Source organism: Parvularcula bermudensis HTCC2503 (assembly GCF_000152825.2).
Lineage (GTDB): Bacteria > Pseudomonadota > Alphaproteobacteria > Caulobacterales > Parvularculaceae > Parvularcula > Parvularcula bermudensis.
Window position 1 is genome coordinate 421,501 of record NC_014414.1, and the last position, 13,037, is coordinate 434,537.

13 protein-coding genes are annotated in these 13,037 nt (G+C 59.4%); 3 read left to right on the forward strand and 10 right to left on the reverse strand.

What is annotated here, in order from left to right:
* Positions 1-32 precede the first annotated feature (32 nt).
* The 9 genes from PB2503_RS02010 to PB2503_RS02050 all read right to left on the reverse strand — a co-directional run bounded on the left by PB2503_RS02010 (position 33) and on the right by PB2503_RS02050 (position 9,731).
* A complete protein-coding gene (locus PB2503_RS02010; RefSeq protein ID WP_049782023.1) occupies positions 33-755 on the reverse strand; it encodes an isoprenyl transferase in 723 nt (240 codons plus the stop codon).
* A 115-nt stretch (positions 756-870) separates the two neighbouring features.
* On the reverse strand, positions 871-1,422 hold the full coding sequence (gene frr / locus PB2503_RS02015) for a ribosome recycling factor (RefSeq protein WP_013299547.1): 552 nt from the start codon (positions 1,420-1,422) through the stop codon (positions 871-873).
* A 114-nt stretch (positions 1,423-1,536) separates the two neighbouring features.
* Entirely contained in the window at positions 1,537-2,274 is a 738-nt protein-coding gene (gene pyrH, locus PB2503_RS02020; RefSeq protein WP_013299548.1) for a UMP kinase, read from the reverse strand.
* A gap of 99 nt (positions 2,275-2,373) precedes the next feature.
* Positions 2,374-3,828, reverse strand: a complete 1,455-nt coding sequence (locus PB2503_RS02025) for a histidine kinase dimerization/phospho-acceptor domain-containing protein (protein ID WP_013299549.1) — start codon at positions 3,826-3,828, stop codon at positions 2,374-2,376.
* 237 nt (positions 3,829-4,065) lie between these two features.
* Positions 4,066-4,992 (reverse strand): translation elongation factor Ts, encoded by a 927-nt coding sequence (tsf, locus tag PB2503_RS02030; protein ID WP_013299550.1) that lies wholly within the window; start codon positions 4,990-4,992, stop codon positions 4,066-4,068.
* Positions 4,993-5,290: 298 nt separating this feature from the next.
* On the reverse strand, positions 5,291-6,211 hold the full coding sequence (gene rpsB / locus PB2503_RS02035) for a 30S ribosomal protein S2 (RefSeq protein ID WP_013299551.1): 921 nt from the start codon (positions 6,209-6,211) through the stop codon (positions 5,291-5,293).
* A gap of 373 nt (positions 6,212-6,584) precedes the next feature.
* On the reverse strand, positions 6,585-7,448 hold the full coding sequence (locus PB2503_RS02040) for a metal-dependent hydrolase (RefSeq protein WP_013299552.1): 864 nt from the start codon (positions 7,446-7,448) through the stop codon (positions 6,585-6,587).
* A 457-nt stretch (positions 7,449-7,905) separates the two neighbouring features.
* Entirely contained in the window at positions 7,906-8,772 is an 867-nt protein-coding gene (locus PB2503_RS02045) for a metal-dependent hydrolase (RefSeq protein WP_013299553.1), read from the reverse strand.
* A gap of 131 nt (positions 8,773-8,903) precedes the next feature.
* The gene (locus PB2503_RS02050) at positions 8,904-9,731 is read right to left on the reverse strand and encodes an SDR family NAD(P)-dependent oxidoreductase (protein ID WP_013299554.1); all 828 of its coding nucleotides are present in this window, start codon (positions 9,729-9,731) and stop codon (positions 8,904-8,906) included.
* 130 nt (positions 9,732-9,861) lie between these two features.
* Here PB2503_RS02050 and ygfZ point away from each other — a divergent pair, with 130 nt between their 5' ends.
* A complete protein-coding gene (ygfZ, locus tag PB2503_RS02055) occupies positions 9,862-10,701 on the forward strand; it encodes a CAF17-like 4Fe-4S cluster assembly/insertion protein YgfZ (RefSeq protein WP_013299555.1) in 840 nt (279 codons plus the stop codon).
* Positions 10,698-11,297, forward strand: coding sequence for a DNA-3-methyladenine glycosylase I (locus PB2503_RS02060; protein ID WP_013299556.1), 600 nt, complete (start codon positions 10,698-10,700; stop codon positions 11,295-11,297). The genes ygfZ and PB2503_RS02060 overlap by 4 nt, the downstream gene beginning before the upstream one ends.
* On the opposite strand, the gene PB2503_RS02065 is transcribed toward PB2503_RS02060, so the two are convergent.
* Positions 11,289-12,569 carry a multidrug effflux MFS transporter gene (locus PB2503_RS02065; protein WP_013299557.1) on the reverse strand — a complete coding sequence of 427 codons (1,281 nt, stop codon included), beginning with the start codon at positions 12,567-12,569 and terminating at the stop codon, positions 11,289-11,291. The two genes, PB2503_RS02060 and PB2503_RS02065, sit on opposite strands and share 9 nt — an antisense overlap.
* Positions 12,570-12,709: 140 nt before the next feature.
* Here PB2503_RS02065 and PB2503_RS02070 point away from each other — a divergent pair, with 140 nt between their 5' ends.
* Positions 12,710-12,928: a hypervirulence associated TUDOR domain-containing protein gene (locus PB2503_RS02070; protein WP_013299558.1), complete on the forward strand. Its 219-nt coding sequence runs from the start codon at positions 12,710-12,712 to the stop codon at positions 12,926-12,928.
* Positions 12,929-13,037: the final 109 nt, after the last annotated feature.

A 13,037-nucleotide genomic window follows, 5' to 3' on the forward strand; every position in this document is an offset into this window, starting at 1 on the left:
ATCTCGTCCAGGTTACGTCGCGCGACAGCGTTTTAGCGCCCACCGAACCGGCGGTTGCGACCTCGATAGATGTCGACCGCCTCGCGGAAGGCGGCCTCATCGAAATCGGGCCATAAACAGTCCATGAAAATGAACTCCGAATAGGCGGCCTGCCATAGGAGAAAGTTCGACAGCCGCTGTTCGCCGCTGGTCCGAATGACAAGGTCGGGGTCCGGGGCATTCGCGGTGTCGAGCGTGTCGCCGATGACGCGCTCGTCAATGGCCTCGACATCCAAGGTCCCAGACGCGACTTGCTCGGCTAAGCTTGATACCGCCCGAACCAGCTCATCACGCCCCCCATAATTAAAGGCGATCTGAAGCGTATATCCCTTGTTATCGGCGGTTTGACGTTCTGCCTGCTCGACCATTTCCCGAATATCGTTGGGGAGCGTTCGGCGATCGCCGATAATGCGGACCCTGATCCCCTCTTCCACCAAATCGGCCAAGTCCTTTTCGAAGAATTGCCGCAACAGCCCCATGAGGTGCCGGACCTCCCATTCGGGGCGATTCCAGTTCTCCGTTGAAAAACTGTAGAGAGTGAGATGGCTGAGGCCGAGATCCTTGGCCGCCTCCACAGCCCGGCGTGCGGCCTCCATACCTTCCTGGTGGCCACGCAGACGAGAGACGCCGTGCTTTTTCGCCCACCGACCATTGCCGTCCATGATGATGGCCACGTGACGAAGAGATTTTTCCTCCTCATCACCGGCTCCGGGCATGCTCGCGGCCATGCGTTGAGCGAGCCGACGCGGCGCGTTGACGTCCATAACCCCTTCTCTCCTTTAGGAGTGGGCAGTTGTGAGAGGCTCCCTAAGGGGGGCCAGCAGCGGCAGGTTAAACCTGCATGATTTCTTTTTCCTTTTGCGCGTGCATCTGATCGATCTCCTTGACCTTGGCATCGGTCAATTTCTGGACCTCCTCGGACATCCGCTTCTGGTCATCCTCCGAGACGCCCTCTGCTTTTTTGGCCTCTTCCATCCCATCGCGCCGGACATTCCTAATCGCCACTTTCGCCGCTTCGGCATATTTGCCTGTGAGCTTTGCGAGGTCGCGCCGGCGTTCTTCGGTCATTGGCGGCATGGGCACGCGAACGGTTTGTCCATCTGTCACGGGATTGAGGTCAAGACCGGACTCCCGGATCCCCTTCTCCACCGCCGAGACGAGGCCCTTATCCCACACCTGTACCGAAAGGGTGCGCGCATCGGGCACGCCAACCGTGCCGACCTGGTTCAAGGGCATCTCCGAGCCATAGGCGTTCACGGTGACCGGATCGAGCAGGCTGATCGTGGCACGCCCCGAGCGCAGACCGGCATACTCCGATTTCAGCGAGGCGATGGCACCATCCATCCGCTTTTCGAGTTCCTTCATGTCCGGGCCATCGGCCATAGTGCACTCCTTTTTCGTGGGGGGACCCTATCCGCTAAAGAAGGGCTTATGCCGCAACAAGGGAAAGAGCCCAAGACGCTCCACCGGCTTTTTCCGACACGGCCGGTGTCAGCCTCAGGCAGGGTCCGAATCGGCGATGGTTGTAAAGCGTCCTTGACCGGATACCGGGCCGCCAATGCCATCTTTGAGGGAAAAGACAAGGATCGGAATGGCATTCTCCCTGGTGATCGAGATCGCCGCTTGATCCATCACCCGCAAATCGTTGCGCAGCACGTCCATGTAGGACAGCCGCTCATAGCGCTGCGCGGAGGGGTCACTTTTGGGATCCGCCGAATAAACCCCATCGACTTGCGTGCCCTTCAACAGCGCATCACACCCCATTTCAGCTGCGCGGAGGGCGGCGGCGGTATCGGTGGTGAAGAACGGATTGCCCGACCCGGCCGCGAAGATGACGACAATGCCCTTTGTCAAATGACGTAAGGCCCGGCGCCGAATATAGGGCTCACAAACCTCGGTCATCGTGATCGCCGACATGACCCGAGTTTCGACATCGATCGCCTCAAGGGCGTTCTGGACCGCAAGGGCGTTCATCACAGTGGCCAACATGCCCATGTAATCGGCGCTGGCCCGTTCCATCCCCCTGGCCGCCATTTGCAGACCACGGAAAATATTCCCGCCCCCGACGACAAGACAGATTTCCGCCCCCATCTCCCGCGCCGCTTTCACTTCTCTGGCGATGCGCTCGACGGTTTCGAGATCGATGCCGAACTCTTTCTCTCCCATCAGCGCCTCGCCCGAGAGTTTAAGGCAGATACGACGATAGCGCGGCGTCTGGGCGGCCTGATCGGTCATCTCGCAAGATCCCTTGGAAACTTGGAGGCCATTATCAGAACGAGGGCGACCAAGCTAGGCCGGTTCGCCCCTCAGATCCCATCTATCGGCAAAGGGGGCCTATTCCCGCGAGGCGTTCGGCTGACTGGTCGGCGCGGTGTTCATGGGGGAGTGTTGTGTGTGGGGGAGGCGCGCAACGAAGGTGAGAAACGCCGTACGCACATTGTCTTCCCGAACTGAAATCAACAGGTCGGCGCCGATCTCCGCTGCCCGGCGATGGGTTTCCTCGGCTCCACGATCGAGCGCCGCCTCATCCGTCGCGCGATCGGTGACCGAAAGCCTGATCGTCGCCTCCTGATTCCGTCGTTCCGCATCGATACTGACCAACATATTCGGCGCCGCCGTGCTGCCCAGGAGGTCGCTGAGGAGCGTTTTGAGAGCCGCCAGGAGTTTGTCTTCCACCGCCCAGATCTCGGCGGGAACAGCCCTGCCGACATGAAAGATGAGGTGCACGCCCGCCTCGAGCGCGGCGCCGACCAGCACTGCTTCGAGACGGGCGACCATGGCCGCCATCGACACCCGCTTGAGCGGGGGGGGACGATTGGGCCGAGCCGCCGCCGGGGGCGCGGCTTGAAACCCTAATGAACTGGTGGCGCCCTCTGCGGATTCAGCGATCATCCGCACATAACGCCGTTGGTCCTCGTCAAGGGGGGTCGAGAGCAAGAGCTCACTCAGACTCGCAATCCCCCCCAGGGGTGAGCGCATCGCATGGGCGGTCACCGAGGCCTCCATGGCCGCCGACTTCAGATCGGCAACCCCACGGCCCGGATCAACCGCCACCTTCTTTTCACGAGCATGCCGTTCCTGACGGGCGCGGCGTGATAATCGACGGAAGACCACCAATTGCGCCACAAGCGAGGGCAACGCGATGCCGCTCATCACCAGCGCGAAGGCATAGTCGGCCGCGCCGGGATAGACGCCGGGCGCGGAAAGCCCCCCGCGCTTGAGAGCGATATAGGGAATGATCATCGCGGCCGTGAACAGGAGGGAAAACACGATCCGACGATTACGGGTGCGATGGCTCAGCGCGAGGAGACAAGCCGGCGTCAACGCGACGACCATGAGCGACATCGCCCCGACAAGGGCCGCGACATTGAGGACCGTCCAGCGCGCCCCATCGCCCATCAAGAGAACCGGGCCGGTCAAAAACGCGAGAACGAGGGGCCCCACCCCAGCGGACAGTTTCGTCGAGACCCCACAATCGGGACGGTTCGCCAAATAGCCAAAGCCCCCGATCCCGAAAACCGCGAGGCCCAGTTGGAGCCCATAGGCCATAAGGGTGAGGCTGGTATCATCCCCGAAGCTATACCCCGCTGCATAAGCAGCGATGGGGGCACTCAAAAACAGGGACAAGCCAAGCCCCAAGCCCGCCAGCACGATCCATTTCATCTTGCTGAGACCGCGTCGACCCGTGCCGCGAAAGAACAATATCGAAACTGTCAGCGCCATCAAATAGAAGAGGCCCACGGCCATCAAAGCCGCCTCGAATTGCCCTTCATTTGTCTGGAACGCCACAGCTAAGCCATTTTCCGAGTAATTGATCGACTGATCGTAGCGTAAATGGCTTAGGCGAAGGTAAAGTCCTTAATACGATTGTATGTAATAAATTTATACTATCTATAAACGCTACCTTACTTTGAATTGAATTTTCATTTGTTATTAACTGACCAATAAACATTCGCATTCAGCCACAAAAAAGGGCCCCGCCATAGCGGGGCCCTATGAGGCTCTCGTCTCGTAAAGCCGAGCCGATTATTTTTGGGTCATCGCCGCGACTTCGGCCGCAAAGTCTTCTTCTTCCTTTGCGATCCCCTCACCCAATTCGAAGCGCACAAATCCCGTGAGCGTCACCTCGGCGCCCACTTCGGCCTTCGCGTCCGCGACGACCGTTTTCACAGGGCGCTCATTGTCGATGACGAAAATCTGCTCGAGGAGGACGCTCTCCTGATAGAATTTCTGCAGGCGACCCTCGACCATTTTCTCAATGATGTTTTCAGGTTTTCCGGACGCGCGGGCCTGGTCGGCCAAGACCGACTTCTCCCGCTCCACCACCTCTTGATCGAGTTCGGCAACGTTCAGCGCCAAGGGGCGCGCGGCCGCAATGTGCATGGCCAATTGGCGGCCAAGGCTTTGCAACGCCTCGCCTTTCCCGCTCGATTTGAGCGCGACGAGCACGACGATTTTCCCCGCCTGATCGGCGATCTGCGTATGAACGTAGGGAACCACGGTGCCCTCGTCGACGGATAGGCCCGCCGCCCGCCGCAAGGTCAAGTTCTCGCCGATCTGTCCGACCATTTCCGCGATGTGATCCGAAACGGATTTCCCAGCGCCGGGATAATCGGCCGATGTGAGAGCGCCGAAATCGCCGTCCACCGACAGCGCCACCTGCGCGATGTCCCCCACCATTTTCTGGAAGGTTTCGTTCCGTGCCACAAAATCGGTTTCCGAGTTCACCTCGACCACCGCCCCCTTGGCGCCGTCCACCGCATAGGCGACCAGACCGTCGGCCGCTGTCCGACCCGCCTTCTTCGCCGCCTTGGCGAGGCCCTTTTTGCGGAGCCAATCGACGGCCTGCTCCATATCGCCGTCGGTCTCGTTCAGAGCCGCTTTGCAATCCATCATCCCCGCGCCGGTCTTGTCGCGCAGGTCTTTCACCATTTTCGCCGTGATGTCGGCCATGGAACCCTCCTGGTGGTGGAAATCAGGCAGCGTCGCGCAGCTGCCTCTGTCTGGCGGGGCTTTGGTCTCACCCCGTATGGCTGGTCAAGGGACGAACCGCCCCCTGCCCTGACTTTTCTTCTCATCTCGGAGCCGCCCCAGCACCCGTCTCGGTTAGAGCCTGACGGGAGATCTAACGGCCTATCGTCTGGCGCTTGCCTCTGACGTTTGGTCTCCGGCGCTGCGCCCCCTTGAGGGCACAGCATGGCGGCCGCCCAAAAGGGCTGGGATCTGGGGCGAGCGCCCCACCGCGTCAGTCTTATGACGAGGGGGCGGGCTCTTGATCTTTCTCGGCTTCACGCGCTTGGGCGTCGAGTTCCTGTGCCAGAACCTCTTCGCCCTCGGCATTTGTCACCGCGCCTTGATCCTCAGCCCCAAGAGCAACACCCTCGCTGGCCTCTGTCGCGGCCGGATCCATGACCTCAGCCTCCGCAAGGGCGGTCTCATCGGGCAGCTCCTCAAGCTCGCCGAGATCTTCGCCGAATTCCAGGGCAGAGGCGGACAGCCCGTCGATCACAGCATCGGCGACGAGATTGCAATAAAGGCTGATCGCCCTTGAGGCATCGTCATTCCCCGGAATGATGTAATCGACCCCTTCGGGAGAGCAATTCGTGTCAACGACCGCCACGACGGGGATGCCGAGTTTTTTGGCTTCCTTGATGGCGATGTCTTCTTTGTTCACATCGATCACGAACATCAGATCCGGCAGGCCGCCCATTTCGCGAATACCGCCGAGAGACAATTCAAGCTTGTCCCGCTCGCGGGTCATGTTGAGCTGCTCTTTCTTGGTAAACCCACGCGCCTCGGCTTCAAGGGATTCCTCGATCACCCGCATCCGCTGAATGGAGTTCGAAACGGTTTCCCAATTGGTGAGCGTCCCACCGAGCCAACGATTGTTCATGTAATATTGCGCACATCGACCCGCGGCCTCGGCCACCGGCTGTTGCGCTTGCCGCTTGGTGCCAACGAACAGGACACGGCCACCGCCGGCCACAATGTCCCGCACCTTGACAAGGGCCTGGTGCAAAAGCGGAACGGTCTGAGACAGATCGATAATATGAATGCCGGACCGGTCACCGAAAATATACTCCCGCATACGGGGATTCCAGCGGTGGGTCTGGTGGCCAAAGTGTACGCCCGCTTCCAGCAGCTGGCGCATAGTAAATTCAGGCAGTGCCATGACTGCGATCCTTCCTTCGGTTGAGCCGCCGCGGGGAGGGGACAGCCCAAGGCCGCCACCGAAGTATGGTCCCCGCGTGAGGATTGAACGGCAGTATTACGCGATCAGATCAACGGAGACAAGAGCCAAAAAACGCCCCCTCCCCCCCCGTTGGTCAAAGGAACTGGCTCCAAATCCGATCTCGATAAAAGACCCCTCCCTCTCTGAATCCGCCCCGCTTCACGGCCTTCGGCGTCGCGCCACCGGCGTGCCTGCCCCCCTTTTTCAGGGATGACCTGTCCACAGAAAAAGCTCGTCCTGACGCCAAACACAAAAAAGCGGAGCCGAAGCTCCGCTTTCTATACGGGGTAAAACCGAGACCCAAAGAAGATCGTTAAGCAGCGGCAGAGGCCGTCGTCATCGGAGCAAGATCGGTCCACTGCTGAACCTCTTTCTCCGTCTTATCGAGGAGCTGACGGTTGTCATGGTCCCAAGGGTGGAAACCAGGCCGGAAATAATCGAACCACGCCGGGATCATGCGACGGAACAACCCAACGCGCCCCACCATGTGATCAAGAACGCTGCTCCACGTCTTACCAGAGAAGAGAAGCCCACGATCATGCATCATCACGATGATATGCTTCCAGATATAGTAAGCAAAGATGATCGTGGTCGGGATCATGATGAACGCCCGGATTGGATAGGCGAATACTCCGCAAACTTTTTGCATGACGTCGTAAGCCACGCCTTTATGCTCGGTCTCTTCGAGGGCGTGCCACGTCCAAGCGCGACGATACCGCTCATCGGCCCCGCCCAAAATTTCTTCGTGCTTGAGCGCTTCGTCGGCGAGAATGCCGGTGAAGTGCTCGAGACCACAGGTCACCGCGAGTTGAGTCCGTTTTGTCGTAACTTTGCGGAGAAATCTGAGGAAGTTGCCGAGTTGCTTGTGCAGCTTCGTTGCCGAATATCCCTGCGCGTCCAGCTGCTTGTTGTACTGGACATGCTCACGCGTGTGCATGGCTTCTTGGGTCAAAAACACTTTGACCTGCTGTTGCAGCGTCGGATCGTCGACTTTGTCCCGAAAATTTTTCACGCTATCCATGAAAAACTTTTCGCCTTCCGGAAATAGCACCGACAGCGCATTGAAGACGATTGAGCGACCGGCGTCACCATTGAACCAGTCCACGCGCTCGGCAGCTTCAAAATGGAAGTGCTCGTTACGGGGTGTGAGATTCATCGAACGCGAAATGTCGTTCATCTTATTACCTCCCTGTTATCCACAGTGGCCGTTGGCGCGGCCCACCGTAAGAGCGTAGTTTCATCTACGCAGTTAAATTCATTTCAACAGCAATATGTCATTTTCTTCCCCCGGCGACAAGCCACCATCACAGTCTTCGTGAATGACGTCTCGTCGCAGGGGACGGGTTTTTCAACGCTCCCCCCGTCTTTAACAAATTGAGCGCCATTGCTCATTCCTTACTTTTCCCGGCGAAGAAGACGAAAAAGGGTTAATGTTTGCCGCTTAAGACAGAAGCCATCGGGCCGACACGACTCATCCTTGAGCACGCCCCCCGCAGCTTTTTGTGATTTATGTCAGCAATAAACTGTGTTGCACAAACGTGTCGGCAAGACACAATATTGCAGTGCACAATTGCAGCGCACCAAAAAAAGGGGCCCAGAAGGGCCCCATAGTCGGGAGGAAAACGCGGATGTGCTTAGGCGGCGGAGCCAGCCAGCGCAGGCTCTTTGGCATGCCAAGACGCGACAGTGCGCTCGACCTTGGCCATTTCCTGACGGTTATCGTGATCCCACGGATGGAAGCCCGGCTTGAAATAGTCGAGCCACGGGAAGAAGATTTGCCGGTAAAGCCCAGGTTTGCCGAGCAGGTACTTTGCAAGATTCCCCCAAGCTTTGGGCGAGCGGGAAATCCCAACGTCCTTCATCATCCGCCCGGTATGCTTGAGGATGAAATAATTGAAGATGATGCTCGTGCCGACCATTGCCGCGCACCGCATCAAGTAACGACGCTGACGATTGGGGACAGCCGCCAAGAAGGTATCATACGCCACCCCCTTATGTTCGGCTTCCTCCAGGGCGTGCCAGGTCCAGACACGGCGATATTGCTCATCAGCAGCACCAAAAATCGTCTCGTCGCGGAGCACCCGATCGGCCATCATCGCGGTAAAGTGCTCAAGCGCACAGGTCACGGCGAGCATACGATTCTTGCCGATGCGCTTCTTCAACGCCCCAAGGAACGCCTTCAGTTCAAGGTGAAGATCAGTCGCGGAAAACCCCTGAGCGTCGAGCTGCTTGTTGTACATCACATGCTCGCGGGTGTGCATCGCCTCTTGGGTCAAGAAGCCGTCGATCTGCTTTTGCAGGACAGGATCCTCAACCAATTTCCGCTTATTCTTCACGCTCTCCATGAAGAATTTTTCCCCCTCGGGGAACATGATGGACAACGCATTCCAGAACACCGTCTTTACAGGATCGCCATCGAACCAGTACTTGCGTTCGTTCGTTTCGAAATGGAAATGTTCGTTGCGAGGCTCAAGATCAATCGAGCGTGAGATAGCATTCATGTCACTTCTCCTCCCGGGAAAGCTATGTAACGATCACTAATATAGTGGCCGCTATAGCCTTTGCAAGAGGAGTGCTAGAGGCGCGACTTATTATCTTATTTTTCATCCGGCGCGCCCGCCGGCAGGCGCCCTCAGGTCCCGTCATTTCCTTTCATTTGCATCCCAATGAGCCGGTAATAAGTCTCCGGGAACAGGCGTGCGACCAGGGCCGCGGCCTTCGCGTCATTGCCGATCAGGACTCGGCCGCGATGCTTTTCCACCCCTTCGACAATGGCCTTCGCCGCCTTTTCGGGAGACAGGCGCAAAAGTTTGTTCATCGACTGCTTGCGCTTCTCGATTTCCTCCGGCGGCGCATCGATCTTAATTCGGGCATCCGTCGCGATATTGGTCGCAATGCCCCCGGGATGAACCACGGTCAGGCCGACATTGGAGCCGTCGAGTTCATGCCGCAGCGCCTCGGAAAACCCACGGACCGCAAATTTCGATGCCGAATAGGCCGCCTGTCCCGGAGGGGCGATAATCCCGAACAAAGAACTGGTGTTGACGATCCGGGCCCGCGCCGCCTCACGCAGATGCGGCAGGAAGGCCCGGGTGAGGTCGACCACCGACCGGAAATTGATGTTCATCAACCAGTCGAAATCGTCCTCCGCCACCTGATCGAATTGTCCACCCAAGGCGACCCCCGCATTATTGACCAGGACGGAGACCTGATCGTGATCGGCAGCCACATCGGACGGCAAGCGGCGCATCGCGTCACGATCGGCCACATCCCGCGCATAAATCGTGACCTTGCGCTGGTTTGAGGCCAAGGCCTGGCGAAGCTCCTCCAGCCGGTCCTCACGGATATCGACAAGGGCGAGGTCCATGCCCTTCTCGGCCAATGCAAAGGCCAAAGCGCGGCCAATGCCGCTGCCCGCTCCTGTAATTACCGCTGTTCCGCGATATCCCCACGTCGCCATCATGCCACCCCTACTGAGATCATTGTCGATTGTTGGGGCATGACGTAGGCGCCGCACGCCTTGGGCGTCAAGAAAGAAGCCGGGTGCGGGAAGGGTAGGCACATGCCGTCACGGCCTCTAGAACCTCGTCATGATGACCCTCACAGGATCTCTGACCCGCGACTTGGTCTCGGTCGCCGGAGATGACCGTTTCACCTTTCTCGGCAATGTCCTGACCATCCGCTGCGACGCCGATGGACCGCCGCTGCGCTACGGGGCGCTGCTGACGCCCCAGGGGAAAATTCTCGACACCTATTTTATGTGGGCGCGCGGTGATCACTATCTCTTCGATCTGCCCAAAGGCCGCGGGGAGGCGTTTGCCGGTCGCCTCAAACGCTATGCGCTACGGGCAGCCGTCACCATCGCGCCGGTCGACGATATCAATGTGGGGATCCGTCCCGATCATCCGACCGATCAGGGGCCCAATGGCAGGGATGACGCAGCGCTGACCCTCCTCCCGGACCCGCGCCTGCCAACACTCGGCGCCCGTGGCTTGTGGGCGGGGTCCGCCGCAGCGGGCGCGCCTGTGGAGGCGGAATATCGCGATCACCTCATCCGCCTCGGCATCCCCGATCTTGGCACAGGCTTTGACGAGGCGGACGCCTTTCCCCTCGACGTCAATCTCGACCGCCTCGGCGGCATCGATCACAAAAAGGGGTGTTTCGTTGGCCAGGAAGTCGCAAGCCGCATGTTTCGCAAGGGCGAGATCCGTAAGCGGACATATTGCCTGTCGGGGGCACAAATCCCTGCCTTGGGTCAAAGCGTGATGGTTGGCGAGATCAAGCTTGGAACGGTGACAGCCCGTAGCGGCGATGGCCGGGCAGCGCTCGCCCTGGTTCGCCTCGATCGCCTCGGCGGCCGAGAGGACAGCGCCGTCACGACGGCAGACGGCGCTGATCTACAGCTGACAGCCCCATTTTGGCTGTCATGACGGGGCGCTGCACTTGGGTCCCGGAAACAGATCCGGTCTATGTTGCCTATCACGACGAAGAATGGGGCGTCCCTGAATGGGATAGCCGGGCCCTCTATGAGAAGCTCATCCTCGATGGGTTCCAGGCGGGCCTCAGTTGGCGCACGATCCTCTACAAACGGCCCGCCTTTCGCGAAGCGTTCGAAGGTTTCGACCCCGAGCGCATTGCCGCCTGGGAGAGCCGCCAGGTCGATACGCTCTTGGGCAATCCCGGCATCGTGCGCCACCGCGGAAAAATCGAAGCGGCCATCGTCAATGCGCGGGCATGGCTCGCCCTTGAGGAAGAGGGGGCGGGCGCCGTGGCGCATCTTTGGTCTTTTTTCGGGGGCAAGCCGGTGCAGAACCAATGGGCGGAGGGAGAGGACGTCCCCGCCACCTCGCCTGCCGGGACGGCGCTGTCCAAGGACCTCAAAGCCCGGGGCTTCAAATTTTGCGGCCCGACAATCGTCTATGCCTTCGCGCAAGCGGTGGGCATGGTGAACGATCACCTCACCACCTGTCCCCGCCATGCCCCCGTCGCCGCGCTGGCGGCAAGGTCGCCATCTCCTTCACGCTGAGGGCGATTCAGGCGGCGTCGGCGGCTCTTTAACCAGGCGGAAGGCGCGCAATTGGCCGCGCTCGGTCCAGGTGACCATGGCCACCGCCCCAGCGCTTAAGATGGCGACCCCATAGGCGTAGGGTTCAGGCGTCCCATTGTAGAGATGGGCAACCCACCCCCCAAACAGCCCCGCAATCCCGGTGGAAATGAAGCCCTGCACACTGGTCGCCAGTCCCGCGACCTTGCCAAGGGGATCAAGCGCGAGGGCGGTAAAGTTCGGCCCCAGAAAGCCAAGCATCACGAAGGGCAGCGCGGTCATTACCGTGAACAGCCAAAAGGGCTGATAGCCGACAAAGGCCAGGACAGCATGGAGGCAATTGACCCCCAGGAACAAGATCAAGGCCGTATGGCTCAACGCCCGCATGCCATAGGCTTCGACCAAGCGAGAATTGAAGAAGTTCGAGACCGCCAACCCGGAGGCGACGCCCGCAAAGGCGAGGGGAAACTTGTTCCCGATCTCGTAAACCTCGAGGAGGATTTGGTTCGAAGCGGTGATGAAACTGAACAGCACCCCAAAGACGAAACCGCTCGCCAGCATATAGCCCCAAGCGCTCCGATGGCTGATAATCAAGCGATAGCCGTCAATAAGGGTTGAGAGACTGATGCGTCGCCGCCGGGCCGGCGGCAGACTTTCGGGCAATCTGAGCGCGACCCAGAGAAAGACGAAGCCCGACAACACCGCGCTCGCTTCGAAGATCAGCGGCCAGGGCCCAAGGCCGATCAAAATTTGGCCGAGCAATGGCGCCATTAGCGGCACCGCCATGAACACCATCATGACGAGCGACATCGTCTTCGCCATTTGCCGCCCCTGATACCGGTCCCGGACAATGGCGAGGGCGGAGACCCGCAACGCCGCCGCCGTCAGGCCCTGGGCACAGCGCGCCGCAAGGAGATGGGAAAAGTCCGAGGCGGAGGCGGCAAGACCGTTCGCCACGGCAAACAGCCCCAGCGCGATGAGCAAGAGCGGCCGGCGCCCGAAACGATCGGACACCGGGCCAAGAACCAATTGTCCGCAACCGAAGCTGAAGATGTAGATCGTGATAATCAGTTGGATCGCATTGCCATCGGATTGATCGAGCGACTCGCCAATCAGCCCCAGGGCCGGCAGCACAATATCGATCGACAGCGCGTTCATCGCCATCAAAATGGCGACCAGCGAGACGAACTCTCCCTGAGGAGGCCAATTGATCAGGGAGGGCGCTGACGACGACCTCGGCGCATTACTATCCATGCGATGCCGCTAGCCCCACAGATCCCCGCCGACAAGCGACTTCTACGTGCTCGATGAGCACCGGCCCCGCGCGCCGGACCGAGGCGAATTGAACGCCCAAGCCCCCTTACGCGTTACGCCCCCAATAAGGAGAAATCGTGATGAGCAAAACCTATAATAAGGGCACAACCGTTGAGTGGGAGTGGGGAAACGGGACAGCGAAGGGCGAGGTCCAGGAGAGCTTTACCGAAGAAGTCGAACGTCAGATCGATGGCAATAGCGTCAAGCGCAATGCCGATCAGGACAACCCGGCCTACATGATCGAGCAGTCCGATGGCAGTCGCGTGCTGAAAAGCCATTCCGAACTCCGGAAAGCCTGAGCCCTTCATCAAAACACGATATGGGTCTGACAACCTCGACCAATATCGACGCAGTCCAAGGACCGATCGGAGTTGCCAAAGCGATAGGCGCGAGCGCATGTTGGGGGCT

Excerpts from the sequence above, each read along its gene's own strand:
- PB2503_RS02010 (WP_049782023.1), bottom strand. The coding sequence starts at position 755 with ATGCCCGGAGCCGGTGATGAGGAGGAAAAATCTCTTCGTCACGTGGCC.
- frr (WP_013299547.1), bottom strand. The coding sequence starts at position 1,422 with ATGGCCGATGGCCCGGACATGAAGGAACTCGAAAAGCGGATGGATGGT.
- pyrH (WP_013299548.1), bottom strand. The coding sequence starts at position 2,274 with ATGACCGATCAGGCCGCCCAGACGCCGCGCTATCGTCGTATCTGCCTT.
- tsf (WP_013299550.1), bottom strand. The coding sequence starts at position 4,992 with ATGGCCGACATCACGGCGAAAATGGTGAAAGACCTGCGCGACAAGACC.
- rpsB (WP_013299551.1), bottom strand. The coding sequence starts at position 6,211 with ATGGCACTGCCTGAATTTACTATGCGCCAGCTGCTGGAAGCGGGCGTA.
- PB2503_RS02040 (WP_013299552.1), bottom strand. The coding sequence starts at position 7,448 with ATGAACGACATTTCGCGTTCGATGAATCTCACACCCCGTAACGAGCAC.
- PB2503_RS02045 (WP_013299553.1), bottom strand. The coding sequence starts at position 8,772 with ATGAATGCTATCTCACGCTCGATTGATCTTGAGCCTCGCAACGAACAT.
- PB2503_RS02050 (WP_013299554.1), bottom strand. The coding sequence starts at position 9,731 with ATGGCGACGTGGGGATATCGCGGAACAGCGGTAATTACAGGAGCGGGC.
- ygfZ (WP_013299555.1), top strand. The coding sequence starts at position 9,862 with ATGATGACCCTCACAGGATCTCTGACCCGCGACTTGGTCTCGGTCGCC.
- PB2503_RS02060 (WP_013299556.1), top strand. The coding sequence starts at position 10,698 with ATGACGGGGCGCTGCACTTGGGTCCCGGAAACAGATCCGGTCTATGTT.
- PB2503_RS02065 (WP_013299557.1), bottom strand. The coding sequence starts at position 12,569 with ATGGATAGTAATGCGCCGAGGTCGTCGTCAGCGCCCTCCCTGATCAAT.
- PB2503_RS02070 (WP_013299558.1), top strand. The coding sequence starts at position 12,710 with ATGAGCAAAACCTATAATAAGGGCACAACCGTTGAGTGGGAGTGGGGA.